Source organism: Actinoplanes sichuanensis (assembly GCF_033097365.1).
In the GTDB taxonomy this organism is placed as follows: domain Bacteria; phylum Actinomycetota; class Actinomycetes; order Mycobacteriales; family Micromonosporaceae; genus Actinoplanes; species Actinoplanes sichuanensis.
The window spans coordinates 7,900,907-7,923,755 of record NZ_AP028461.1 but is presented as its reverse complement, the minus strand read 5'-3'; the positions used below and the strand labels follow the sequence as shown (position 1 = coordinate 7,923,755).

Here is a 22,849-nt window from a genome sequence, read left to right as displayed (position 1 = left end):
CGCCCCGGGTACCGGGCCGCGCCCGCCGGGGACACCCGCCCCGGAAACCGGCCCGGTGGCGCCGGGACCGCCCGCGTCGGGGCCACGGCCGCCGGGGCCGGGGCCGTAGGGGGTCGCTACTCCGGAGACCGGGGCTACCCCGCCGGCTGTGCCACGGTTCTGGTCGGGCACCGACATGCCGGGGCCCTGGCCGGGAACCGCCGGGTAGACGGCAGCCGGAGCGACCGGCTGCGACGGGGTGACCCGGGTCGGCTGGGGTGCCGGGCGGGCGGGGGCCGGCGAGTTCCGGTCATGCGGCGCGGGCCGCAGGTCGAACGGCGCGTCCGGGGTGCGTCCTTCGCGTGGTGTGCGGCGGTCGTCGTGGTAGGCCGGGAAAGCGTCGGCGGGCGCCGGACGAGCGGCACCGTAGGTGGGTCCGGCGGGCGACGTCGGGCCGGAAACCGGGCGCGCGTCCCCACTCTGCCGGGGAATCTGCTGCTCCGGACCCGGTCGGCGACCCTGGAAACCGGGCTCCTGATCGGGCCGTCCCCGGCCGGGAGCGAACCCGGCCGACGCCGCGGGCGCGACCGGACCACCGAAGCGGCCCGGCTCGTGCCGTCCGGGATGTCCTTCATGACGACCGGGCGCACCCTCGTGCCGCCCCGGCCCCTGCCGCCCAGCCGGGCCGGGAGCACCCGACCCGCCATGCGAAGGCTGTCCGGGCCCGCCATGCGAAGGCTGTCCGGGCCCGCCCGGCCCGCCATACGACGGCTGCCCGGAAGGCCCAGGACCACGCTGACCCGCGAACCCGGGACCGGGTTGCCCGGGCGAACCCGGCCCACCGCGCGGCGCGCCGCCGCCGGGAGACTGAGGCCCGGAAGCACCAGGCCCACCGCGCGGCGCGGGACCGGCCGGCCGCCCCGGACCGCCGGGACCACCGAACTGCCCGGCGGAGGAGGCGCCGGACGAAGAGCCGGGGAACTGCCCACGCCCATCCGGTCCAGGCGAGACCGGCGGATTGCCGGAGCCCGGTCCCCGCCCCCATCCGCCTCCGTCGGGCGGCCCCTGAGGAGCGCGCCCACCAGGCGAGACCGGTGCCGAAGCGCCGTAGACGGGCACACCCCCGCGCCGCTGCTCGGGCATGGAGTGGGCGGGCCGATTCCAGGAGGGCTCATCCCGAGGCGGTTGCGGCGCGCCGGCGGGCCCGCGCGAGTCAGCGCGCGTTTCCTCGTACCGTGACTGATTTTGATCGGGCGATCCGGACCACGACGAACCCGGCACCGACGCGCGACCGGCCGGGCTGATCGGCGCGGTGCTGGCCGGCGCGGTGCTGGCCGGGGCGGAGCCGCCGCGCGACGCCTCGTAGACCGGCGTGTGCACGGCCTTGCGGCGGCCGGGGTCGCCGGGATAGCGCTGACCGGGCAGCGGTTCCCATTCCCAGGTGATCTCGTAGACCCAGGCGGGTTCGTCGTCCCAGTTGTCGCCCGGCCGGGAGCCCCATCCGTTCATCGGGCGCCCCACGGGTGACCCGTCGAATGGCAACGCTCCGTCACGGCGAACTCCACCTGTCAGAAAATGTGCCGCGTCCGGCCGGGGACCCGCGTAGAGTCGCCCGGCTCCGTCGCGGGGGTCTGGAAAGGAGATTAACTGCGTGTACCAGAGAGACGCCAGCGTGCCGACGATCTCTCGAATCGGTCCGTTCCGCGCCTTCGTCGCTACTTTCGGCGCGCTGATCGGGTCAGGTTTCCGGCGGTACGCCACCTACCGGCAAGCCACCATAGCCGGAACGTTCACGAACATCGTGTTCGGCTTCCTCCGCTGTTATGTGCTGCTCGCGGTGGCCGCGGAGGCGGTCGGGCGGCGGCCCGCGGGGTACGACGCCGAGCAACTCGCGCTCTACGTCTGGGTCGGTCAGGGTCTACTGAGTGTCATCGGCATCTGGGGTTGGACCGAGCTGGCGGACCGGATCCGGTCCGGCGACATCGCGGCCGACCTGTTACGTCCGATCGCCCCGGTGACCGGCTATCTCGCCGCTGACCTGGGCCGGGCGCTGTACGGCATGCTGACCAGGTTCGGTCCGCCGCTGCTGGCCGGTGCCCTGTTCTTCCCGCTGCACACTCCGGCCCGGTGGCAGACGGTTCCGCTGTTCGCGGTCTCGGTGATTCTGGCCGTGGTGATCTGCTTCGGCTGCCGTTATGTCGTCAACGCGACCGCGTACTGGCTGCACGACGCGCGTGGCCCGATCATGCTGTGGACGCTCGGTTCGGGTGTGCTGGGCGGCCTGTATTTCCCGCTGCGCCTGCTGCCGGAGGAGTTCGTGGTGGCGTTGTGGGTGCTGACCCCGCTGCCGAGCCTGTTGCAGACGCCACTCGACGTGATCGCCGAGCGGGACGGCCCGGCGCTGCAGGCCGGCCTGGTGGGTCTCCAACTGCTGTGGGCGGTCGCGATCCTGGCGCTGGCCGCCCTGGTCCAGCGGCGGGCCGAGAAGCGCCTGGTGGTGCAGGGTGGGTGAGTTGCGGGCGTATGTCGCGCTCGGGTCGGCGCAGTTGCGGTCGGCGACGTCGTACCGGGCGTCGTTCCTGGTGGAGTTGTTCGGCAACGTGGGCGCGACGGTGTTCGACGTGCTCACCGTGCTGGTGCTGTTCCGGGCGACCCCGGCGGTCGGCGGGTTCAGCCTGCGTGAGGCGGTGCTGATCGTGGGGCTGAGCTCGGCCGGGTTCGCGCTGGCCGATCTCACGGTCGGCAACGTCGATCGGCTGAAGACCTACGTGCGGGCCGGAACACTCGACGCGGTGCTGGTCCGGCCGCTGCCCGCGCTGCCGCAGTTGCTGCTGATGGATCTGCCGGTGCGCAAGGCGTTGCGGGTGGTGTTCGGAGTCACGGTGCTGGGTGTGGCGGTCGCCGCAAATCACATCGACTGGACACCGGGCCGGGTGCTGCTCATCGTGCTCACCCCGATCGCGGCGGCGGTCTTCTTCGGGTCGATCTTCGTGCTCAGCGCCAGCCTGGCGTTCTGGTGGGTCGACTCCGGGGAGATCGGATCCGCGTTCACCTACGGCGGGCGCGACTTCACCTCGTACCCCGTCTCGGTTTATGGCGGCTGGTTCCGCAACCTGTTCGCCTACGCCCTCGGTTTCGGTTTCGTCGCCTATCAGCCGGCGCTCGCGCTGCTCGGCCGGGCCGATCCGCTCGGCCTGCCGGCCTGGGCCGGCTTCCTGTCTCCGCTGGTCGCGGTCGGTGCGGCGGCGATCGCCGCGGTCGTCTGGCGCACCGGCATCCGTCACTACCGGAGCACCGGCTCATGATCAAAATGCAAGACCTGCAAAAAGACTTCACGGTACGGGTGAAAGCCGGCCGATTTCGACGCAAGAAGCGGACCGTGGCCGCCGTGGACGGGGTCAGTCTGACGATCGATCGCGGTGAGATGGTCGGCTACATCGGCCCGAACGGTGCCGGGAAGTCGACCACCCTGAAGATGCTCACCGGTGTGCTGACCCCCACCTCGGGGGAGGTGTCGGTGTGCGGCCTGGCCCCGGTGCCGCAGCGCACGAGACTGGCCCTGCGGATCGGCGTGGTCTTCGGCCAGCGCTCGCAACTGTGGTGGGACCTGCCGTTGCGGGAGTCGTTCGAGCTGCTCCGGTACATCTACCGGGTGCCGGCCGCCGAGCACGCCGCCAGATTGAGACGGTGCCGGGATCTGCTCGATCTGGACGAGTTCCTGGACACCCCGGTCCGGCAGTTGTCGCTGGGCCAGCGGATGCGCGGCGAGCTGACCGCGGCCCTGCTGCACGGCCCGGAGGTGCTGTTCCTGGACGAGCCGACGATCGGCCTGGACGTGGTCAGCAAACAGGCGGTCCGTTCGTTCCTGGCCGAGCTCGGCGCGACCGGCGACGTGACCCTGGTGCTGACCACCCACGACCTGGCCGACATCGAACGTCTCTGCGAACGTCTCGTGGTGATCGACCACGGCCGGGTGGTGCACGACGGCAGCATCGAGGCCCTGCACACCCGGTACGGTTCCCGCCGCACCCTGGTCGCCGATCTGGAGCAGTCGCTGCCGCCCGGATTCGAACTGCCCGGCGCGGTGCTCACCAGCGTGACCGCTAATGGTCATCGCGCGACGTTCGCGCTGGAGTCGACGACGGCGGCCGCCGCGGTGGGTGCTCTGGTCGCCGCGGTCCCGGTCCGCGACCTCTCGCTACTCGAACCGGACATCGAGGACGTGGTGGCCCGCCTCTACTCGGCTACCGATGCTCCATGACCAGGGTCGCCCAGGAGCCCGGCTCCAGCGCCTCGTAGCTGTGCGGCACGTCGCCCGGGAACGTCACATAGTCACCGGGTCCGAGTTCGACCAGTTCGTCGACCGGCCCGGTGCGGATCCGGCCGGCCGACACGATCAGGTGCTCGACGCTGCCCGGGATGTGCGGGTCGGCGTCGCGCCGCGCGCCCGGCTCCAGCTCCAGCACGTAGACGTCCCGCCGGGTCCCGGGCACCCCGGCGGTCAGCAGGGTGCCGTAGAAGTCGGCCCCCTCGGCCCGCACCCGCGGACTGCTGCCGGCCCGGACCACGCGCACCGGTGACGGCGGCGGCTCGACCAGCCGACTGAACGGGACGCCGAGCGCGACGCCGAGCGCCCACAGCGTCTCGATGCTGGGGTTGCCGGCGCCCGATTCCAGCTGGGACAGCGTCGACTTGGCCAGCCCGGCGCGGCGGGCCAGTTCGGCGAGGGAGATCCCGGCCCGGTCCCGTTCCCGTCGCAGGGCGGCGGCGATGACTGCGAGCGGTGGTGCCGGTTGTTGCATTGTTCGCTCCATCGGTCCAAGTGTTCGGTTTGACGAACGCAGTGCGGATCGTTCAGCATGTCGAACTATGGGGACGTTATATCGAACGCGGGCCCAGCTTCGCGACATCGGCGCGCTGGCCGCCGCCTCCCTGGCGGTCGGCGCCTCCTTCGGGGCCATCGCCATCGCGTACGGGCTACCCGCCTGGGTTCCGGTCGTCATGTCGGTGCTGATCTTCGCCGGTGGCGCCCAGTTCCTGGCCGTGGGCCTGCTCGCCGCCGGCAACCCGATCGCCGCCGTGCTGGCCGGCCTGCTGCTCAACGCCCGCCACCTGCCGTTCGGGCTGGCCGTCGCGGACACCATCGGCACCCGCTGGCGGGATCGTCTGGTCGGCAGCCACCTGATGACCGACGAGGCGGTCGCCTTCGCCCTGGCCGAGTCCTCGCCCACCGCCCGCCGCCGCGTCTACTGGCTGGTCGGCGGCAGCCTGTTCGTCGCCTGGAACATCGGAGTCGTCCTGGGCGTCCTGCTCGGCGGAGCCACCGGAGATCCGGACGCCCTGGGCCTCGACGCGGCTTTCCCGGCGGGCCTGATCGCGCTGATCCTGCCGTCGCTCCGCGATCGGGAGACCCGTCTGGTGGCCCTGACCGGCGCCGCCCTGGCGGTGCTGCTGACTCCGGTCCTCCCGGCCGGCCTTCCGGTGATGTGCGCCCTGCTGGGCCTGCTGGTTCTCGTCCGCCCGACAACCCGGAACCGCCGATCGTCCCCGGACGCCCCGCCTCTGACGGCCGGGCCCGCCGAGTCCGCGCGGATCGCTCCGGTGCGCCCGCCCTCCGTGCCGACTCCCGATGACGTCTCCGAGGGGGACCGATGCTGATCGCCGCGATCCTGGTGCTGGCCGTCGGCACCTACGCGTTCCGCCTGAGCGGGGTCCTGCTCCGCGAACGCCTGGAGCTCTCCGCCTCCCTGCAACGAATGCTCCCGATGTCGGCCGCCGCCTTGCTGGCCGCCCTGGCCGCGACCGCCACCCTGATGGCCGGAAGCGAGTTCGCCGGCTTCGCCCGCCCCGCCGGAGTCCTGGCCGGTGCCTTACTGGCCTGGCGCAAGGCCCCGTTCGTACTGGTGGTGATCGCCGCAGCCGCGGTGACAGCCCTGCTACGTCTAGCCGGCATCGAATGAACCGGCTGGTCCGCAGGGCTGTCGGGGTATGCGAAACGCGGAGGCCGGTGGCCTCCGCGTTTCGATGGGAACGGTCAGATTGTGGCGCCCAGCTCGACCTTCGGCTTCGGCACCCGCATGCGGCGGAACGTCAGCCCGCGCATGATGCCGTAGAAGTACAGCGAGCCGAGCCGCTGCGTGGTCTCCGGGAAGCGGGCGCGCACCAGCTTCTTGATCCGCCGGCTGATGAAGATGCTGTCGACGAGCACGGCGAACGCCAGGCCGGCCCACAGCACGGTGCTGGCGGTCTGCACGATCGGGATCGCGACCGACGAGCCGATCAGCACGATCACGGCACCGGCGATGAAATACGACCCGGCGGTGCGGCGGGAGTCGACGATGTCGCGGACCAGCGAGCGCTCCGGGCCGCGGTCACGGGCGAGCAGGTAGCGCTCGTCGCCGTTGCGCATGCCCTCGGACGCCTCGAGCCGCTCGGCCCGCTGCCGCTCACGGAGCTGCTTGTAGGCCTCTTTGCGGTTGGCGGGTGCCGGGTCCTGCACACGGCGGCCCTGGACGGTCCGTTTCGGGGTGACCACGCCCAGCTCTTTCTTGCTGGGGGTGTAGCCCTTGCGATGGACCGAGGCGGACTCGTCCTCGGTCACCGAGGCGGTGGCGTCGGCGACGAGGTCGGCGGACTTGCGGCGAAACAGCGGAGACACCCCAGCAGCGTAGCCAAACGGCGCGGTGTGTTACACACCGCGCCGTCGATCGTAGCGAAATAGCTGATCAGGGCCGCTCTACATGGGCACCGAGGGCTGCCAGCTTGGCTTCGAAGTCCTCATACCCCCGCTTGATCAGGTCGACGCCGTAGACCCGCGAGGTGCCCTCGGCGGCCAGCGCCGCGATCAGGTGCGCGAACCCGGCCCGCAGGTCGGGGATGCGCAGGTCGGCCGCGTGCAGCTTGGACGGGCCGGCGATGACCGCGGAGTGCATGAAGTTGCGGCGGCCGAACCGGCACGGGGTGCCACCGAGGCAGTCCCGGTAGACCTGGATGGTCGCGCCCATCTGGTTCAGCGCCTCGGTGTAGCCGAGCCGCTGCTCGTACACCGTCTCGTGCATGATCGAGATGCCGCGGGCCTGGGTCAGTGCCACCACCAGGGGCTGCTGCCAGTCGGTCATGAAACCGGGGTGCACGTCGGTCTCCAGCGCGACGGCCTTGAGCTCGCCGCCGGGGTGCCAGAACTTGATGCCGCCCTCGGCCCCGGAGACACCCTCGCGGGCCACCCGGTCGTCGGTGATCTTCAGCTCGCCGCCGATGGACCGGAAGACGTTCAGGAACGTCATCATGTCGGCCTGGCGGGCGCCGACCACCTCGATCTCGCCACGGGTGGCGAGCGCGGCGGCGGCCCAGCTGGCGGCCTCGATCCGGTCCGGGATCGGCTTGTGCTCGTAGCCGTACAGCCGGGGGACGCCCTGGATCTCGATGACCCGATCGGTGTGCACCGTGATGATGGCGCCCATCTTCTGCAGAATGCAGATGAGGTCCATGATCTCCGGCTCGATCGCGGCGTTGCGCAGCTCGGTGACGCCCTCCGCGCGGACCGCGGTGAGCAGCACCTGCTCGGTCGCGCCGACGCTCGGGTAGGGCAGTTCCAGTTTGGCGCCGTGCAGACCGTTGGGGGCGCTCAGGTGCATGCCCTCAGGGGTCTTGTCGACGACGGCGCCGAACTCGCGCAGCGCCCTGATGTGGAAGTCGATCGGGCGGGGGCCGATGTGGCAGCCACCCAGGTCCGGGATGAACGCGTGGCCGAGCCGGTGCAGCAGCGGCCCGCAGAACAGGATCGGGATACGGCTCGAACCCGCGTGCACGTTGATCTCGTCGGTGCTTGCGGACTCCACGTTGGTGGGGTCCATCACCAGTTCGCCGTCCTCGACGCCGGCGGTGACCTTCACACCGTGCAGCTCGAGGAGACCGCTGACCACCTCCACGTCCCGGATCCGCGGGACGTCGAAGAGGCGGCTCGGCGACTCGCCGAGCAGGGCGGCGACCATGGCCTTGGATACGAGATTCTTGGCGCCACGGACCCGGATCTGTCCCTGCAGCGGCGTACCGCCGTGCACGATGAGGACATCGTCGGTCAACGTAACCTCCAGCCGGTGGGCGCGCGAACGCCCGGAGTCGAAAAGCAGAGCGCGGGCGGGGGTACCCGATTCTGCAACCGGGGAAGCATAGCGCTGAGTGACAACCACGGCATCCGTCGCGAGCGTTGAAACGCCGTTTAAATGCTGTTGACTAAGGCGCGCTTAAAAAATCAGCCATGCGGGTGGATTCGCTTGACTACCCAGGGTTACGGGAGGGCCAGCATCTGGTCGAGAGCGACCCGGGCCTCGTGCGCGGTCTTCTCATCCACCGTGATGACGTTCGGCACGCGGCCGGCCACCAGCTCCTCCAACGTCCAGACCAGATGGGGGAGGTCGATGCGATTCATGGTGGAGCAGTAGCAGACCGTCCGGTCGAGGAACATGATCTGCTTGTCCGGGTGGGCGAGCGCGAGTCGCCGTACCAGATTGAGCTCGGTGCCCACCGCCCACGCCGAACCGGACGGCGCCGCGTCGAGGGCCTTGATGATGTACTCGGTCGAGCCGACGTAGTCGGCCGCCTTGACCACGTCGTGCCGGCACTCGGGGTGGACCAGCACGTTGACGCCGGGAACCCGCTCGCGGACCTCGCGGACGCTGTCGATGGTGAACCGGCCGTGCACCGAGCAGTGCCCGCGCCAGAGGATCATGCGGGCGTCGACCAGCTGCTCGTCGGTGAGGCCGCCCTTGGGCTTGTGCGGGTCGTAGAGGACGCAGTCGTCCAGCTCGAAACCCATCTCGAGCACGGCGGTGTTGCGGCCCAGGTGCTGGTCGGGCAGGAAGAACACCTTCGAACCCTGCTCGAACGACCAGTCCAGGGCGCGCTTGGCGTTGGACGACGTGCAGACCACGCCCTTGTTACGGCCGACGAAGCCCTTGATGTCGGCCGACGAGTTCATGTACGTCACGGGGACGATCTGGTCGGTGATGCCGAGGTCCTGGAAGTGCTCCCAGGCGGTCTCGACCTGCCCGAGCACGGCCATGTCGGCCATCGAGCAGCCGGCCGCGAGGTCCGGCAGGATCACGCGCTGGTCCGCGCCGGTCAGAATGTCCGCGCTCTCGGCCATGAAGTGCACACCGCAGAAGACGATGAACTCCGCGTCCGGCCGGGCGGCGGCCTGCTGGGCGAGCTTGAACGAGTCGCCGGTGACGTCGGCGAACTGGATGACCTCGTCACGCTGGTAGTGGTGGCCGAGCACGAACACCCGGTCGCCGAGCGCCGCCTTCGCCGCGGTGGCTCGGGCCACCAGGTCGGGGTCGCTGGGTGCGGGCAGATCGCCGGGGCAGTCCACCCCGCGCTCACTGGCCGGGTCGGTGCCCTTGCCCAGGAGGAGCAGGGTCAGCGGGGAGTCCGAGGGTTCGGTCCAGGTCGACGTCACGCCAGTCATCGTTGCACAGCGGATGGGACGGTAGCTGCGCCCCGGAGAGTGTGCTGCCACACTCGCGGTGTGCGCGTACTGATCTGTCCGGACAAGTTCGCCGGCACCCTCTCCGCCCCCGAAGTCGCCCAGGCCGTCGCCGACGGCTGGTCCGCCCCGGGCGACGTCCTCGTCCAGCGCCCGCTCGCCGACGGCGGCCCCGGCTTCGTGGAGGTGTTGGCCACCGCCCTGGACGGCCGGCTCGTCGGAGTCGACACGGTCGATCCGCTGGGTCGTCCGGCCCGCGGCGAGATCCTGCTGGCGAACGGCGTCGCCTACGTCGAGAGCGCCCAGGCGTGCGGCCTGCACCTGCTGACGGCCGAGGAGCGGGACCCGAGACGGGCCACCTCGTACGGCCTGGGCCTGCTGCTCGCCGCCGCGGTGGAGTCCGGCGCCGCCGAGATCGTGGTCGGCCTCGGCGGCTCCGCGGTCAACGACGCCGGCGCCGGCATGCTGGCCGCCCTGGGCGCCGCCCCGCTCGACGAGACCGGGTACGCCCTGCCGTACGGCGGCGCGGTCCTGATCAACGCGGCCTCGCTCGGCGGTGTCCCGCAGTTGCGGCAGGTCCGCCTGGTCGCCGCGACAGACGTCGACAACCCGCTGACCGGCCTGCACGGCGCCAGCAACGTGTTCGGCCCGCAGAAGGGCGCCTCCCGGGAGGACGTGCTGCTGCTGGACGCGGCGCTGGAGCACTTCGCCGGTGTGCTGGAGCGCGCCTTCGACCTCAAGGATCTGGCGCTGCAGCCGGGCGGCGGCGCGGCCGGCGGGATCGGTGCGGCCCTGATCGCGCTCGGTGGCCGGGTGACCTCGGGTATCAACCTGGTCACGAATCTGATCGGCCTGGACGCCGAGTTGGACGCGGCCGACCTGGTGATCACCGGCGAGGGCTCGTTCGATCACCAGTCGCTGCGCGGCAAGGTGGTGGCCGGTATCGCGGCCGGTGCCCGGGACCGCGGCCTGCCGTGCGTGGTGGTGGCCGGCCGCAACGAGACAGGTCAGCGCGAGGCGGCGGCGGCCGGGGTGACCGAGACGCACACCCTGGTCGAGCATTTCGGGAACGTCGAGACCGCCCTCGCCGAACCGGCCCGTGGGCTGCGCGAACTCGCGACGCGTCTGGCCGGGCAGTGGAGCCGGTGATCTGTGTTGCCCCGGATTGGGAATCCCGGGGAATGGGGTTAGCGTTGCCTGGTACGGCACATGTCCGCACCTGGCAGGGAGATACCTAGTGACCACTGAAGCGCACACCGAGTCGACCGAGGCGACTGCTGCCCCGACCGGCATCCTCCTCACCGACGTCGCCGCGGTGAAGGTCAAGGCCCTGATCGAGCAGGAGGGGCGCGACGACCTGCGCCTGCGCATCGCCGTACAGCCCGGTGGCTGCTCCGGCCTGCGCTACCAGCTCTTCTTCGACGAGCGCTCGCTCGACGGTGACATCGTCAGCGACTTCGACGGCGTCGAGGTCGTGGTGGACCGGATGAGCGCTCCCTACCTGGCCGGCGCGACCATCGACTTCGCCGACCGGATCGACGCGCAGGGCTTCACGATCGACAACCCGAACGCGCAGAACTCGTGCGCCTGTGGTGACTCGTTCCACTGAGTCGCACCGCGACGAAAGATCAGGCCGTCCCGTTAACGGGGCGGCCTGATCTGCTTAACCGACCGGTAGTCTCAACCCGTAACGCCCCTGTTTCCCGACCCCCGAGGGCCGAAATGAAGATCGCCGTCACCGGCTCGATCGCCACCGACCACCTGATGCACTTCCCCGGCAGGTTCGCCGAGCAGCTCATCGCCGACCAGTTGCACAAGGTCTCGCTGTCCTTCCTCGTCGACGACCTGGTGGTCCGGCGCGGCGGGGTGGCCCCCAACATCGCCTTCGGGATGGCCAAGCTGGGCCTGCGGCCGATCCTGGTCGGCGCGGTCGGCGCGGACTTCGCCGACTACCGGTCGTGGCTCGAGCGGCACGGCGTCGACTGCGACTCGGTGCACGTCAGCGATGTGGCGCACACCGCCCGGTTCGTCTGCACCACCGACGACGACCTGAACCAGATCGCCTCGTTCTACGCGGGTGCGATGGCCGAGGCCCGCAACATCGAGCTGGCCCCGGTGTTCGAGCGGGCCGGCGGCCTCGACCTGGTGCTGGTCGGCGCCAACGACCCGGCCGCGATGATCCGCCACTCGGAGGAGTGCCGGTCACGCGGTTACCGGTTCATCGCCGACCCGTCGCAGCAGCTCGCCCGGATGAGCGGGTCCGACGTGCTGAGCCTGATCAGCGGCGCCGAGTACCTGATGACCAACGAGTATGAGCGGTCGCTCCTGGAGACCAAGGCCGAGCTGACCGCCGACCAGGTCCTGGAGCACGTCAAGATCCGGGTCACCACGCTCGGCAAGGACGGTGTGGAGATCACCGGCCGCGACATCGAGCGCATCCACGTGCCGGTCGTGCCGGATGTGATCGGCGAGGACCCGACAGGTGTCGGCGACGGCTTCCGGGCCGGCTTCTTCTCGGCCGTGTCCTGGGGCCTCGGGCTGGAGCGCGCCGCGCAGGTGGGCTCGCTGGTGGCCGCCCTGGTGCTGGAGACGGTCGGCACCCAGGAGTACGACATCCGGGCCGCCGACTTCGGCAAGCGGTTCGCGGCGGCGTACGGCGACGAGGCGGCTGCCGAGATCACGCCCTTCCTCCCGGCGTGAGGGCGTAGACCTCAAGTCATGGTTCTAGCGGTTTTCGCCGGTCTCCCCGGAGTCGGCAAGAGCACCCTGGCCGCCGTGGTCGCAGCCGAGCTGCCCGCGGCGGTCCTGGCCGTCGACACGGTCGACTTCACCCTCCAGCGGTACGGGGTGCACGAACCCCGGCCCGGCTACGCCGCCTACGGCGTGGTGGCCGCGCTCGCCGAGGAACAGATCAGGATCGGCCACCACGTGATCATCGACGCGGTCAACCCGGTCAAGGCGGCCCGCGAGCTGTGGACCGACCTGGCCGACCGGATGGCGGTGCCGCTGCGGGTCGTCGAGGTGGTCTGCGGCGACGACGCGGAGCACCGCCGCCGGGTCGAGGAGCGCTATCAGGCCCGCGACCACGAGGGCATCCCGGACTGGGTGCGGGTCCTGGAGCGCCAGGCCGAGTACGAGCCGTACCTCGGCCCGCGCCTGGTCGTCGACACCCACCTGGCCAAGGATCCGGTCCCCCAGGTGATCGACTACCTCGACGATCGCCGCCGGTGAGATGGCAACCGGTTTTTCGGCGCCGCGGGGTTTGCGGTGGCGGAAAACCGGTTGCCATCTCACCGGTTACAAGGCGATCGTCCGCGGAGCGAAGCGGAGCCAGCCGGCTCAGGTGACACGCCTCACGTCGAACTGATGGCCGTCGGCCGCGACGAACTCCTGGCCCTTCATCCGGCACCAGGCGGGGATGTCGCCGGCCGCGGCCGGGTCGTCGGCGAGCACCCGCACGATCTCGCCGACGGCCACTCCGGGCATCGCCTTGGCCAGCCGGATCACCGGGATCGGGCAGCGCAGCCCACGGCAGTCGAGGATGATCAGAGCCCGGCCTCCGTCCGGATGTCCGCCACCAGACCCGGCAACACCGTGAGGAATCTCTCCACGTCCGCCTCGGTCGTCGCCCGGTGCAGCGACACTCGCACATTGCCGTGACTGAGCACGCCCATCGCCTCCAGCACGTGACTGGGCCGCAGCGTCGACGACGTGCACGACGAGCCGGACGACACCGCGAACCCGTGCCGGTCGAGCGCGTGCAGCAGCGCCTCACCATCCACATACAGGCAGCTGAACGTCACCAGATGCGGCAGCCGGCCGACCGGGTCGCCGACGATCTCCACATCCGGCACGGTCGCCGCGACACGCTCCCGGATCCGGTCGACGAGCGCGCTCAGCCGCACCGACTCGGCCGCCGCCTCACCCGCGACGGCCCGCAGGCTCGCGGCCGCCGCGACCACTTGCGGCAGGCCGGGCACGCCCGGGTGGCCGGGGCGATGAAGATCATCCTGGGGGTACGGGGAAAGCCAGCGCACACCTTTGCGGACCACCAGCACACCGACCCCGGGCGGACCACCCCACTTGTGCGCGCTCGCGCTCAGCAGTGACCAGCCGGACGGAAGATCGACCCGGCCCACGGTCTGGGCCGCGTCCACGAACAGCGGCACCCCCGCCTCCGCGCAGATCTCCGCGGCCGCGGCCACCGGCTGAATCGTTCCCACTTCGTGACTCGCGCCGATCAGGCACGCCAGGGCCACTCCGGTGCCACCGACCGCGGCCGACCACGCGTCCAGGTCGAGGCGGCCCAGCCGGTCCACGCCCACCTCGACCGCCTCGGCGGTGCGGGCCGCGTGCAGCACGGCCGAATGCTCGATCGCCGAGTGGACCAGCGTGTTCCCGGCCCGTCGCCGACCGCCGAGTCCGCCGAGGACAGCCGCCTGCGCGGCTGCCGTCCCGGATGGCCAGAAGGAGAGCTCGTCCGGCCGTACCCCCAGGATCTCGGCGGCCACCGCGGTGGCCGCGTCGTGCAACTGCCTCGCCCGCCGGCCCGCCGCGTAGAGCCGGGTGGGATCGGCCCAGCCATCGGCGAGGGAGGCCAGCAACGCCTCGCGGGCCACCGGATGCAGAGGCGCCGCGCCGGCGGCGTCCAGGTAAGCGTGCGCCCCGACCGGATCGCCTGTGTAGTCCACACAGGGAACGGTATCGTCCAGTTGTCCGGGCGTTTTCCGCGACGGTCCCCCCGGTGGCGGGCGGACCGGTCTTGGTCGAGTAGTGTGCGACCGTCGGTGAGCCTTGCCGCCAGGTGTCCGGTTTCGGCAGGCGGCGCTGCTAAGGAGGCAGAAGCAGGTGGGCGCAAGGAGTTCGGCCACGAGGCCGCGGGCAGTAGGCCGAGCGGCCGGGCTGGGTCTCGGCGGCGCGACGCTGCTGACAGTGCTCTCGGGCTGTTCGATCGCGGACTGGGGAGATGCGTTCGGCCACTTCGGCTGGCCGAGCCGGGGCATCAGCCTCCAGGCCCACGAGATGTATGACCTGTGGATCGCGTCGACCATCGCGGCCCTCACGGTCGGCATCGGCGTGTGGGGCCTGATCTTCTGGTGTGTGATCAGGTATCGGAAGCGCGGCGAAGAGCTGCCCGTGCAGACCCGGTTCAACATGCCGATGGAGATCCTGTACACGGTCACGCCGATCCTGATCGTCGCGGTGCTGTTCTACTACACCGCGGTCGTGCAGACCAATGTCGACAAGCTCTCCAAGAACCCGGACCAGGTCGTCGAGGTCGTCGCGTTCAAGTGGAACTGGCAGTTCAACTACCGTGACGGCATGGGCAAGGACGCCGCGACGGTCGCCTCGACCGTCGGCTCGTCCGATGTGATCCCGATCCTGGTGCTGCCGGTCGGCCAGACCATCCGGTTCGAGGAGACCAGCAAGGACGTCATCCACTCGTTCTGGGTGCCGGAGATGCTGTTCAAGCGGGACGTGTTCCCCGGCAACGTGCGCAACGTCTTCGAGGTCACCCTCGACAAGACCGGCCGTTACGTCGGCCGCTGCGCCGAGCTGTGCGGTACCTACCACGCCTTCATGAACTTCGAGCTGGTCACCGTCACGCCGGAGAATTTCGACAAGTACCTCGCGGCGCGCAAGGCCGGCCAGTCGACCCAGCAGGCCCTGACCGCGATCGGCGAAGAGCCGTATGCGACCCGGACCTCGCCGTTCAACACCCGGCGCCAGTCGCACACCTGGAACGCGCCCGAGACCGTAGCAGCGGGGAAGTAGGACTGTCGTGAGGACTGAATACAAGATCTTCGCCGCCGTCTCGGCCTTCCTTTTCGCCGCGGCCGCCGTCTACGGCATGTACACGTACAACACGCCGAACTCCACCGGAGTGGGCGACGGCTACGAGGGCGGCACCGAGTGGGTCGGCGTCGTCGCGCTGATCCTTTCCGGACTGCTCTGCTTGATGTGCGCCGGCTTCTTCTGGTTCGTCGCCCGCCGCATCGACCTGCGGCCGGAGGACCGGGAGGACGGCGAGATCGCCGAGGGCGCCGGCGAGGTCGGCTTCTTCAGCCCGGGCAGCTACTGGCCGTTCGGCATTGCGCTGGCCGCCTCGGTGGCCGGTATCGGCCTGGTGTTCTGGATGTGGTGGCTGCTCGCGCTCGGCCTGGTCGCGGTCATCTTCACCGCGTGTGGCCTGCTCTTCGAGTACTACTCCGGCACCCGCCACCCGGAAGCGCACCTGTAGATCTGAGCACGCTGAGAAGCCCGCACCCCGACCGGTGGTGCGGGCTTCCGCGTTTCCCGGCTGGGAGGATCGGTTCGTGGACACGCAGGATCTCGACGACGCCACCGCGATCTTCATCGAGGCCCGGCCACGGCTGTTCGGGATCGCGTACCGCATGCTCAGCAGCGCCTCCGAGGCCGAGGATCTGGTGCAGGAGGTCTGGCTGCGCTGGCAGACCACCGACCGCAGCGTGGTCCACAACCCGGGCGGATTCCTGACCACCACGGCGACCCGGCTGGCCATCAACGCGCTGCAGTCGGCCCGGGTGCGGCGGGAGACGTACATCGGGCCGTGGCTGCCCGAACCCGTGGACACCGGCGCCGACCCCTACCTGGGTGCGGAGCGGGGTGAGGCACTGGAGTTCGCGGCGCTGCTGCTGATGGAGAAGCTGACCCCGAACGAACGTGCCGCGTACGTGCTGCGGGAGGCGTTCGACTATCCGTACGGGCAGATCGCCGAGATCCTGGACACCACCGAACCGGCGGTCCGGCAGTTGGTCAGCCGGGCCCGGAAACGGGTGACGGGTGAGCGGCGCGCTCCGGTCAGCGCCGAGGCACAGCGGGAGCTGCTCACGGCGTTCGTCGCGGCGGCCCGCTCCGGCGACATGGCGGCCCTGGAACGGCTGTTCGCCGTCGACGTGCGGAGTGTGTCCGACGGCAACGGTGCCTACCAGGTGTCCCGGCACGCGGTGGTGGGCCCGTTGCGGGTGATCAACTTCTTGACCGCGATCGCCCCGTGGTTCTGGGCCGACGTCGACGTGGAGTTCGCCGCGCTCAACGGCGGCGACGCGGTCGTCCTGCGTCGCGGCGGGGCGATCTACGGCGTGCTCGCGGTCACCGCCGGGCCGGATGGCATCGAACAACTGCTCTGGATGGTCAACCCGGACAAGTTGACCGCGCTCTGAGCCTTGTATCGGCGTGGCATGGTTGCCCGTCGGTGCCGCCGTCAGCGTGGAGGCATGAACAGAGTGACGATGCCGCGGGAGCTGGATCTCACCGGTCGCCGGGCGCTGGTGACCGGGGCGAGCGGCGGACTGGGCCTGGCCCTGGCGGGCCGACTTGCCGAGGCGGGCGCCGAGGTGCTGCTGGCCGTCCGGGACGAGGCCAGGGGAGTGGCCGCGGTGGATCGGATCCGCGGCGCCGCCCCGGGCGCCCGGGTCTCGGTGCGGCCGCTGGACCTCGCCTCGGCCGCGTCGGTGAACAGCCTGTTCCGTAGCCTGATCACCGAGGACCGGCCGATCCACCTGCTGATCAACAACGCCGGGGTGATGGCGCCGGCCACCCGGCACACCACCGTGGACGGCTTCGAGTTGCAGTTCGGCACCAACCACATGGGGCATTTCGCGCTCACCACCGGGCTGCTGCCGCTGCTGCGGGCCGGCCAGGCCCGGGTGACCACGGTGACCAGCAGCGCGGCCCGCCAGGCCCGCCTGGACTGGACCGACCTGCAGAGCGAGCGGCGGTACTCGGCGGTCGGCGGCTACGGGCGGTCGAAACTGGCCAACCTGTTCTTCGCCCTGGAACTGGACCGGCGCAGCCGTACCGAGGGCTGGGGTGTGGTCAGCAACGCCGCCCATCCGGGCACCACCCTGACCGGCCTCTACGCCGCCGGACCCAACCTGGGCCGGGCCGGGCGCGCCCCGCACGAGGCGCTCATGAGCCGCCTGCACCGCTGGGGGATCCTGGTGCACGGCGTGGCGCAGGGCATGCTGCCGATCCTGTACGCGGCCACCAGTGAGCAGGCACAGGGCGGGCGGCTCTACGGCCCGGACGGGTTCGGTCAGTTCACCGGCGGACCGGCCGAACTGAAGATCTACCGGGCGGCCCGAGACCGCGATCAGGCCGCCCGCCTGTGGGAGCACTCACTGGCGCTGGCCGGCTGACGGGAGGACACGGTGGATCGGGCACGGCTGGCCGCCTATCTGCGTACCCGGCGGGAGACCGTGCAGCCCGAGGACGTGGGACTGCCCCGGGGCGGCCGCCGCCGGACCCGCGGGCTGCGCCGGGAGGAGGTCGCCGTGCTCAGCGACATGTCCGTCGACTACTACACCCGGCTGGAGCAGCCGCGCGGCCCGCACCCGTCCGAGCAGATGATCGACGCTGTCGCCCGTGGGCTGCGGCTGTCGATGGAAGAACACGACCACCTGCGAACGCTGGCCGGCTATGCCACGCCCCGTCGATCGGCGGACTCCGGGCACGTCAACCCCGGGATGCGCCGGATCTTCGACGGGGTCGGGGAGACCGCGGCGCAGGTGGTCACCGCGCTCGGCGAGACGCTGCTGCAGACACCGCTGTCGGTGGCGCTGATCGGCGACGAGAGCGTGCACACCGGGTGGGCACGCTCTCTGCACTACCGGTGGTTCACCGATCCGGCGGCGCGGCAGCTGCACCCGGACGAGGACCGGGACGCGCAGAGCCGTCTCGTCGTGGCGGATCTGCTCCGGTCGTACACCCGGGATGGGGTTGAATCTCGAACCGCGACGCTCGTCGGCCTGCTGCTCACCGCAAGCCCGGAATTCGCCCGACTGTGGCGTGACCAGCCGGTCGCCGGGCCCTACTGCGGGCCGGTGCGGCTGCGGCATCCCCGGGTGGGGCCGCTGGAGCTGCACTGCCAGCGCCTGATCGACCCGGACCAGGCGCAGCAGCTGGTGATGTACACCGCCGCTCCGGGAACCGCCGCCGACGAGAGACTCCGTCTGCTGGCGGTTCTCGGAGCCGTCGATCTACCGGGACAGCCAGTCCAGGAAGGTCGTCCCGGCTAGGACGGCGTCGTCCCGGCCGATCAGGACGTCACCTGGGACCGCGGCGAACATACCCGCCGACGGGTCGGTGACCACGGCCCGTCGGTCGCCCCGGGCGGACAGGGCGACCCGGCCCAGTTCGTCGAGCCCGAACACCTGCGGTCCGGCGACGTTGCGAACCCCGTTCAGCGGGGCACCGGCGGCGACGTCGGCCACCGCCCGGGCCACATCGGCCGCCGCCATCGGCTGGACCGGGGTGGCGGGCAGGCGGACCGTGTTCTCGTCGGACGTCCACGACAGGATCGCGTCGACGAACTCGAAGAACTGGGTGGCCCGGACGATCGAGTACGGCACCGGGCCGGTCCGCAGCAGGTCCTCCTGCAGCACCTTGGCGCGGTAGTAGTCCAGCTCCGGCACCTGGTCGACCCCGACGATCGACAGGATCACGGCGTGGCCGACCCCGGCCGAGGCGGCCGCCGACAGCATGTTCTCCATGGTCGTCCGGAAGAACGCGGGCGACGCCTCGTCGAACGTCGGTGAGTTGGTCAGGTTGACGACGACGTCGGCGCCGGCCAGCGCCTCCGGCAGGCCCGACCCGGTCAGCAGGTCGACGCCGGTCGACGGGGAGAGCGGCAGCACGTCGTGCCCACCGGTGGTCAGCAGCCGCACGACCTGCGACCCGATGAGCCCGGTGCCCCCGATTACAGCGATCTTCATTTTTCTCGGCCTTCGTTCTGTTCGTCGAATGACTCGGACGACAGTGATGACCGGGTAGCGCCGCGATCTGTGACAGCGGGGCCGAAGATCAGGCGGCGGAGCGCTGCTGGGGTGCGACCCGTCTGGTCCGCTCGCCCGGTTTCCACAGGTGGACGACGATCGGGGCGACCACCTCGGCCGCCCCGCAGCGGGTGCAGACCAGCTCGGGGCAGTCGTCGTGGCCGTCCTCGCAGGGCGGCACCTCGAAGAGCATGTCGCCGTCGCAGATGACGCAGCGCAGTTCGCGTTCCGGCACGGGTTTCTCCTTCGCGGGAAGGTCAAATTACCCGAATGTCATTCAGACGGTTTCACGTAAAAAGGACGATCTCGGGTATTACCAGCGGCGTGTTGAAGGAAATTCCCGGTTACTCGGCGGCCTTGGCGGCCTGCGCCGCGGCCACCCAGCGCTCCAGCTGAGCGGTCGTCGCGCCGGAGTCGATCGCCTCGGCGGCCCGCCGCATGCCGGCCACCAGCGTCTCCCGGAAGTCACCCGGGAAGCCGCTCTGGGCCGCGAACGCCGCCGACGCGTTGAGCAGCACGGCGTCACGCACCGGGCCCTGCTCACCGGCGAACAGGCGCCGGGCCACATCCGCGTTGAACGCCACCTCACCGCCGCGCAGGTCGGCCGGGCGGCTCCGCGGCAGACCCAGCTCCACCGCGTCGATCACCAACTCCTCCACCTTGCCGTCCCGAGCCATCCAGATCCGGGTGGGCGCCGAGGTGGTGAACTCGTCCAGGCCGTCCTCGCCCCGCACCACCAGCGCCGAATCACCACGCCGGGCGAAGACCTCGGCCATCACCGGGGCCATCCGGGCGTCGAAGCAACCCACCATCGCCGAGGTCGGCCGGGCCGGGTTGGTCAGCGGGCCGAGCATGTTGAAGAAGGTCGGAACGCCCAGCTCACGCCGGGGGACCGAGGCGTGCCGCATGCCCGGGTGGTAGCGGGCCGCGAAGCAGAAACCGATGCCCGCCTCGGCGACCGACCGGGCGACCCCGGCCGGGCCCAGATCGAGCGGCAGGCCGAAATGCTCCAGCAGGTCGGCCGAACCGGTCGTCGACGAGGCCGACCGGTTGCCGTGCTTGACCACCGGCACCCCGGCCGAGGCCGTCACGATCGCGGCCAGGGTGGAGATGTTCACCGTGTTGGCCCGGTCGCCGCCGGTGCCGACCACGTCGACCGCGCTGGTCCGGGTCTCCTCCGGCAGCTCGACCAGCGTGGCGCTGGCGATCATCGCCTCCACCAGGCCACCGAGCTCGGCCGGCGTCTCACCCTTGGCACGCAGCGCCACCGCGAACCCGGCTATCTGCACCGGGGTCGCGTTGCCGGCCATGATCTCGCCCATGGCCCACGCCGTGTCCGTCGTGGCGAGCTCCTCGCCACGCAGCAGTGCGCTCGTCAGGTTGGGCCAGGTGCGTGCGCCCATGGCGCTGCCTCCATCAAGGGTTCAAGCGGAAAGTGCTCAGCGGGGGATGGTGCCCAAGGTGCCCAGCGGGATGGCGCCGGCACGGCGCGCGCGGAGCAGCCCGGCCACCGTCTGCCCGGTGGTGACCGGGTCCAGCGGGGCCACGATGGTGGCGTCCACCTGCGCGTACGCGGCGAGCCAGCGGTCGGCGGCACGGGCGATCACGACACAGGTGGGCGGGGGGTTCAGATACTCGTCCTTGGTCTGACGAGCGATTCCGATGCCGCCGGCCGGAGTGGCCTCGCCGTCGAGCATCATCAGATCGATCTCGTACTCGTCGAGCAGGCGGCGGCACTCCTCCCAGGTGGAGGCCTCGGCGAACTCGACCTTGAGATCAGCCGCGGGACGCGGGCCGATGGCGAGCCGGATCCGGTCCCGCACGGCGGCGTCGTCGCTGTAGAGCAGAACGGTGTACTCGCTCACGGTGTACTCGCTCATCTTGTGCCCCACCTCACGTCTTAGGTCCCAGGGATCGTACCGAACTTGTTATCCGGCGTCGGGCGCCGGGCGTACCGCATTCTCCGCCGCCTCGGCCCGGTCCAGGGCTCGGTCGATCCGCCGGGCCTCCCGCTCCGACTGGCGGACCCACTGGACCACCAGGATGCCCAGCATCGTGACACTGACGATCTCGCCGCCGGCCCACAGGATGCCGCCCGCCGTGACCTGGTCGGCCTTCGGATCCAGCCAGCTCAGGCCCAGATTCGGGTACCAGTCGCCGCCGAGCAGCTCATTGCTCTGCATGATGGTCAGCCCGAGCACCGTGTGGAACGGGACACTCAAGACCATGAGCAGGGCCCGGCCCGGGTACGGCCACCGGTTCGGCAACGGGTCGAGCCCGAGCAGCGGCCAGAAGAACAGGCAGCCGGTCACGATGAAGTGGAAGTGCACGAACTCGTGCACCCAGACGTGTTCCAGGGTCTGCCGGTAGGCGCCGGTGAAGTAGAGGACGAACGGGTTCGCGATGAACAGCCCGAACGCCACCAGCGGGAAGGTCAGCACCCGGACGTACCGGCTGTGCAGGACCGTCAGCAGGGTCTTGCGCGGCGGCCCGTGCAGGACGCGCAGGGCCAGCGTGGTCGGCGCGCCCAGGGCCAGGAAGATCGGGCCCACCATGGACAGCACCATGTGCTGCACCATGTGGACGGAGATCAGGGTGGTGTCGTACGCCTCGATGCCGGTGACCGTGACCAGCGCGATCGACCCCAGCCCACCGGCGATGAAGGCCACCGTCCGCCCGGCCGGCCAGTCGTCGCCGCGCTGCCGCAGACGCCACACGCCGTACAGGTAGAGCGCCGCCGACACCAGCAGACCCAACGCGATCGGACTGACCAGGTTGATCTCGGTGAAGAACGCCGCCGGGGTGAACGGCGGAAGACTAGTATCCCCGGCATCGGCCGCGAGTGAGGGCAAAACGTGAAGCTGCACCACTTGAGGTTAGGTCTACCCGCTGGTCACGGAATATTCCGGGCCGCCCACTGGGCCGGATTGGGGACCCCGGAGGACCTTGGGCCTATCTCGGATGAATAATGAGGCCGTGACAGCGGCAGCCATCGACAAGAGCCGGATCCACTCGCTGACCCGACCCAACATGGTCAGCGTCGGGACCATCGTGTGGCTCTCCAGCGAGCTCATGTTCTTCGCGGCGTTGTTCGCGATGTACTTCTCCATCCGTGCTGCGGACTACAGCATGTGGGAGCACCACACGAAAGCACTCAACATCCCGTACGCCACAACGTTCACGGTGATCCTGGTTCTCTCGTCGGTGACCTGCCAGCTCGGCGTCTTCGCGGCGGAGAAGGGTGACGTGTTCGCGCTGCGGCGTTGGTTCACGATCACCTTCGTGATGGGCCTGATCTTCGTGCTCGGGCAGGTGAACGAGTACGTGACCCTGGTCGGACACGGCGTCAAGATCAACGGCGACGGGTACGGCTCGATGTTCTACCTGACGACCGGGTTCCACGGTCTGCACGTGACCGGCGGCCTGATCGCCTTCATCGTCTACATGATCCGGACGACCATGGGCCGGTTCACTCCCGCCCAGGCCACGTCAGCGATCGTCGTGTCGTACTACTGGCACTTCGTGGACGTCGTCTGGATCGCCCTGTTCGCCATGATCTATTGGCTTCAGTGACGCGCCGTCATCCGCT

Annotated in this window: 26 protein-coding genes; 15 read left to right on the top strand and 11 right to left on the bottom strand. The window is 70.5% G+C overall.

Annotated features, from left to right (window positions below; genetic code table 11):
- The first annotated feature begins 1,630 nt into the window (after positions 1 to 1,630).
- Genes Q0Z83_RS36280 through Q0Z83_RS36270 form a run of 3 tightly spaced genes read left to right on the top strand, consistent with a single transcriptional unit; the run spans position 1,631 to position 4,240 of the window.
- Positions 1,631 to 2,491: an ABC transporter permease gene (locus Q0Z83_RS36280; protein ID WP_317787767.1), complete on the top strand. Its 861-nt coding sequence runs from the start codon at positions 1,631 to 1,633 to the stop codon at positions 2,489 to 2,491.
- Positions 2,484 to 3,284 (top strand): ABC transporter permease, encoded by an 801-nt coding sequence (locus Q0Z83_RS36275; protein WP_317787766.1) that lies wholly within the window; start codon positions 2,484 to 2,486, stop codon positions 3,282 to 3,284. The genes Q0Z83_RS36280 and Q0Z83_RS36275 overlap by 8 nt, the downstream gene beginning before the upstream one ends.
- Entirely contained in the window at positions 3,281 to 4,240 is a 960-nt protein-coding gene (locus Q0Z83_RS36270; RefSeq protein WP_317787765.1) for an ABC transporter ATP-binding protein, read from the top strand. Before Q0Z83_RS36275 ends, Q0Z83_RS36270 begins: the two co-directional genes overlap by 4 nt.
- On the opposite strand, the gene Q0Z83_RS36265 is transcribed toward Q0Z83_RS36270, so the two are convergent.
- A complete protein-coding gene (locus tag Q0Z83_RS36265; RefSeq protein WP_317787764.1) occupies positions 4,224 to 4,781 on the bottom strand; it encodes a helix-turn-helix domain-containing protein in 558 nt (185 codons plus the stop codon). The two genes, Q0Z83_RS36270 and Q0Z83_RS36265, sit on opposite strands and share 17 nt — an antisense overlap.
- Positions 4,782 to 4,848: 67 nt before the next feature.
- On the opposite strand from Q0Z83_RS36265, the gene Q0Z83_RS36260 reads away from it, so the two are divergent.
- Positions 4,849 to 5,637 carry an AzlC family ABC transporter permease gene (locus tag Q0Z83_RS36260; RefSeq protein ID WP_317787763.1) on the top strand — a complete coding sequence of 263 codons (789 nt, stop codon included), beginning with the start codon at positions 4,849 to 4,851 and terminating at the stop codon, positions 5,635 to 5,637.
- Complete coding sequence (locus Q0Z83_RS36255) at positions 5,631 to 5,939, top strand: AzlD domain-containing protein (protein WP_317787761.1); 309 nt, start codon at positions 5,631 to 5,633, stop codon at positions 5,937 to 5,939. Before Q0Z83_RS36260 ends, Q0Z83_RS36255 begins: the two co-directional genes overlap by 7 nt.
- 74 nt (positions 5,940 to 6,013) lie before the next feature.
- Here Q0Z83_RS36255 and Q0Z83_RS36250 read toward each other — a convergent pair whose 3' ends face one another.
- The 3 genes from Q0Z83_RS36250 to nadA form a co-directional block, all read right to left on the bottom strand.
- Complete coding sequence (locus tag Q0Z83_RS36250) at positions 6,014 to 6,637, bottom strand: DUF3043 domain-containing protein (protein ID WP_317787760.1); 624 nt, start codon at positions 6,635 to 6,637, stop codon at positions 6,014 to 6,016.
- A gap of 67 nt (positions 6,638 to 6,704) precedes the next feature.
- Entirely contained in the window at positions 6,705 to 8,060 is a 1,356-nt protein-coding gene (gene murA, locus Q0Z83_RS36245) for a UDP-N-acetylglucosamine 1-carboxyvinyltransferase (protein WP_317787759.1), read from the bottom strand.
- 206 nt (positions 8,061 to 8,266) lie between these two features.
- Positions 8,267 to 9,445, bottom strand: coding sequence for a quinolinate synthase NadA (gene nadA / locus Q0Z83_RS36240; RefSeq protein ID WP_317787757.1), 1,179 nt, complete (start codon positions 9,443 to 9,445; stop codon positions 8,267 to 8,269).
- Between the two features lie 60 nt (positions 9,446 to 9,505).
- Between nadA and Q0Z83_RS36235 the strand changes: the two genes are divergently transcribed.
- The 4 genes from Q0Z83_RS36235 (at position 9,506) to Q0Z83_RS36220 (ending at position 12,694) form a co-directional block, all read left to right on the top strand.
- Positions 9,506 to 10,612 (top strand): glycerate kinase family protein, encoded by a 1,107-nt coding sequence (locus Q0Z83_RS36235; protein ID WP_317787755.1) that lies wholly within the window; start codon positions 9,506 to 9,508, stop codon positions 10,610 to 10,612.
- Between the two features lie 88 nt (positions 10,613 to 10,700).
- Positions 10,701 to 11,072 (top strand): iron-sulfur cluster insertion protein ErpA, encoded by a 372-nt coding sequence (erpA, locus tag Q0Z83_RS36230; protein WP_317787753.1) that lies wholly within the window; start codon positions 10,701 to 10,703, stop codon positions 11,070 to 11,072.
- 113 nt (positions 11,073 to 11,185) lie between these two features.
- Positions 11,186 to 12,163, top strand: a complete 978-nt coding sequence (locus Q0Z83_RS36225) for a carbohydrate kinase family protein (protein ID WP_317787752.1) — start codon at positions 11,186 to 11,188, stop codon at positions 12,161 to 12,163.
- A gap of 18 nt (positions 12,164 to 12,181) precedes the next feature.
- The gene (locus tag Q0Z83_RS36220) at positions 12,182 to 12,694 is read left to right on the top strand and encodes an AAA family ATPase (RefSeq protein WP_317787751.1); all 513 of its coding nucleotides are present in this window, start codon (positions 12,182 to 12,184) and stop codon (positions 12,692 to 12,694) included.
- Positions 12,695 to 12,802: 108 nt separating this feature from the next.
- Here Q0Z83_RS36220 and Q0Z83_RS36215 read toward each other — a convergent pair whose 3' ends face one another.
- Both Q0Z83_RS36215 and Q0Z83_RS36210 read right to left on the bottom strand, forming a co-directional pair.
- On the bottom strand, positions 12,803 to 13,012 hold the full coding sequence (locus Q0Z83_RS36215; protein WP_317797216.1) for a sulfurtransferase TusA family protein: 210 nt from the start codon (positions 13,010 to 13,012) through the stop codon (positions 12,803 to 12,805).
- Positions 13,009 to 14,154 carry a cysteine desulfurase family protein gene (locus Q0Z83_RS36210; protein ID WP_317787749.1) on the bottom strand — a complete coding sequence of 382 codons (1,146 nt, stop codon included), beginning with the start codon at positions 14,152 to 14,154 and terminating at the stop codon, positions 13,009 to 13,011. Before Q0Z83_RS36210 ends, Q0Z83_RS36215 begins: the two co-directional genes overlap by 4 nt.
- Before the next feature lie 157 nt (positions 14,155 to 14,311).
- On the opposite strand from Q0Z83_RS36210, the gene ctaC reads away from it, so the two are divergent.
- From ctaC to Q0Z83_RS36185, 5 genes are all read left to right on the top strand, one after another.
- Positions 14,312 to 15,238 (top strand): aa3-type cytochrome oxidase subunit II, encoded by a 927-nt coding sequence (ctaC, locus tag Q0Z83_RS36205; RefSeq protein WP_317787748.1) that lies wholly within the window; start codon positions 14,312 to 14,314, stop codon positions 15,236 to 15,238.
- 7 nt (positions 15,239 to 15,245) lie between these two features.
- Positions 15,246 to 15,704, top strand: a complete 459-nt coding sequence (locus Q0Z83_RS36200) for a cytochrome c oxidase subunit 4 (RefSeq protein ID WP_317787747.1) — start codon at positions 15,246 to 15,248, stop codon at positions 15,702 to 15,704.
- Positions 15,705 to 15,780: 76 nt separating this feature from the next.
- Complete coding sequence (locus tag Q0Z83_RS36195) at positions 15,781 to 16,647, top strand: sigma-70 family RNA polymerase sigma factor (protein WP_317787746.1); 867 nt, start codon at positions 15,781 to 15,783, stop codon at positions 16,645 to 16,647.
- Between the two features lie 54 nt (positions 16,648 to 16,701).
- Complete coding sequence (locus Q0Z83_RS36190; protein ID WP_317787745.1) at positions 16,702 to 17,625, top strand: SDR family oxidoreductase; 924 nt, start codon at positions 16,702 to 16,704, stop codon at positions 17,623 to 17,625.
- A 12-nt stretch (positions 17,626 to 17,637) separates the two neighbouring features.
- Positions 17,638 to 18,504 carry a helix-turn-helix transcriptional regulator gene (locus tag Q0Z83_RS36185; RefSeq protein WP_317787744.1) on the top strand — a complete coding sequence of 289 codons (867 nt, stop codon included), beginning with the start codon at positions 17,638 to 17,640 and terminating at the stop codon, positions 18,502 to 18,504.
- Here the strand turns inward: Q0Z83_RS36185 and Q0Z83_RS36180 are convergent.
- The 5 genes from Q0Z83_RS36180 to Q0Z83_RS36160 all read right to left on the bottom strand — a co-directional run bounded on the left by Q0Z83_RS36180 (position 18,466) and on the right by Q0Z83_RS36160 (position 22,127).
- A complete protein-coding gene (locus Q0Z83_RS36180) occupies positions 18,466 to 19,200 on the bottom strand; it encodes an SDR family oxidoreductase (protein ID WP_317787743.1) in 735 nt (244 codons plus the stop codon). The genes Q0Z83_RS36185 and Q0Z83_RS36180 overlap by 39 nt on opposite strands.
- Before the next feature lie 88 nt (positions 19,201 to 19,288).
- The gene (locus Q0Z83_RS36175; RefSeq protein WP_317787742.1) at positions 19,289 to 19,495 is read right to left on the bottom strand and encodes a hypothetical protein; all 207 of its coding nucleotides are present in this window, start codon (positions 19,493 to 19,495) and stop codon (positions 19,289 to 19,291) included.
- 109 nt (positions 19,496 to 19,604) lie between these two features.
- A complete protein-coding gene (gene trpD / locus Q0Z83_RS36170) occupies positions 19,605 to 20,663 on the bottom strand; it encodes an anthranilate phosphoribosyltransferase (RefSeq protein WP_317787740.1) in 1,059 nt (352 codons plus the stop codon).
- 36 nt (positions 20,664 to 20,699) lie between these two features.
- On the bottom strand, positions 20,700 to 21,140 hold the full coding sequence (locus tag Q0Z83_RS36165; RefSeq protein WP_317787738.1) for a hypothetical protein: 441 nt from the start codon (positions 21,138 to 21,140) through the stop codon (positions 20,700 to 20,702).
- A 48-nt stretch (positions 21,141 to 21,188) separates the two neighbouring features.
- Entirely contained in the window at positions 21,189 to 22,127 is a 939-nt protein-coding gene (locus Q0Z83_RS36160) for a cytochrome c oxidase assembly protein (RefSeq protein WP_378078657.1), read from the bottom strand.
- Positions 22,128 to 22,236: 109 nt separating this feature from the next.
- Here Q0Z83_RS36160 and ctaE point away from each other — a divergent pair, with 109 nt between their 5' ends.
- The gene (gene ctaE / locus Q0Z83_RS36155) at positions 22,237 to 22,833 is read left to right on the top strand and encodes an aa3-type cytochrome oxidase subunit III (protein WP_317787737.1); all 597 of its coding nucleotides are present in this window, start codon (positions 22,237 to 22,239) and stop codon (positions 22,831 to 22,833) included.
- Positions 22,834 to 22,849 lie beyond the last annotated feature (16 nt).

What these genes read in the sequence shown, in the direction of transcription:
- Q0Z83_RS36180 (WP_317787743.1), bottom strand. Translation starts at nt 19,200, where the DNA reads ATGAAGATCGCTGTAATCGGGGGCACCGGGCTCATCGGGTCGCAGGTC.
- Q0Z83_RS36255 (WP_317787761.1), top strand. Translation starts at nt 5,631, where the DNA reads ATGCTGATCGCCGCGATCCTGGTGCTGGCCGTCGGCACCTACGCGTTC.
- Q0Z83_RS36225 (WP_317787752.1), top strand. Translation starts at nt 11,186, where the DNA reads ATGAAGATCGCCGTCACCGGCTCGATCGCCACCGACCACCTGATGCAC.
- Q0Z83_RS36220 (WP_317787751.1), top strand. Translation starts at nt 12,182, where the DNA reads ATGGTTCTAGCGGTTTTCGCCGGTCTCCCCGGAGTCGGCAAGAGCACC.
- Q0Z83_RS36270 (WP_317787765.1), top strand. Translation starts at nt 3,281, where the DNA reads ATGATCAAAATGCAAGACCTGCAAAAAGACTTCACGGTACGGGTGAAA.
- nadA (WP_317787757.1), bottom strand. Translation starts at nt 9,445, where the DNA reads ATGACTGGCGTGACGTCGACCTGGACCGAACCCTCGGACTCCCCGCTG.
- Q0Z83_RS36260 (WP_317787763.1), top strand. Translation starts at nt 4,849, where the DNA reads ATGGGGACGTTATATCGAACGCGGGCCCAGCTTCGCGACATCGGCGCG.
- Q0Z83_RS36265 (WP_317787764.1), bottom strand. Translation starts at nt 4,781, where the DNA reads ATGCAACAACCGGCACCACCGCTCGCAGTCATCGCCGCCGCCCTGCGA.
- trpD (WP_317787740.1), bottom strand. Translation starts at nt 20,663, where the DNA reads ATGGGCGCACGCACCTGGCCCAACCTGACGAGCGCACTGCTGCGTGGC.
- Q0Z83_RS36190 (WP_317787745.1), top strand. Translation starts at nt 16,702, where the DNA reads ATGAACAGAGTGACGATGCCGCGGGAGCTGGATCTCACCGGTCGCCGG.
- Q0Z83_RS36165 (WP_317787738.1), bottom strand. Translation starts at nt 21,140, where the DNA reads ATGAGCGAGTACACCGTGAGCGAGTACACCGTTCTGCTCTACAGCGAC.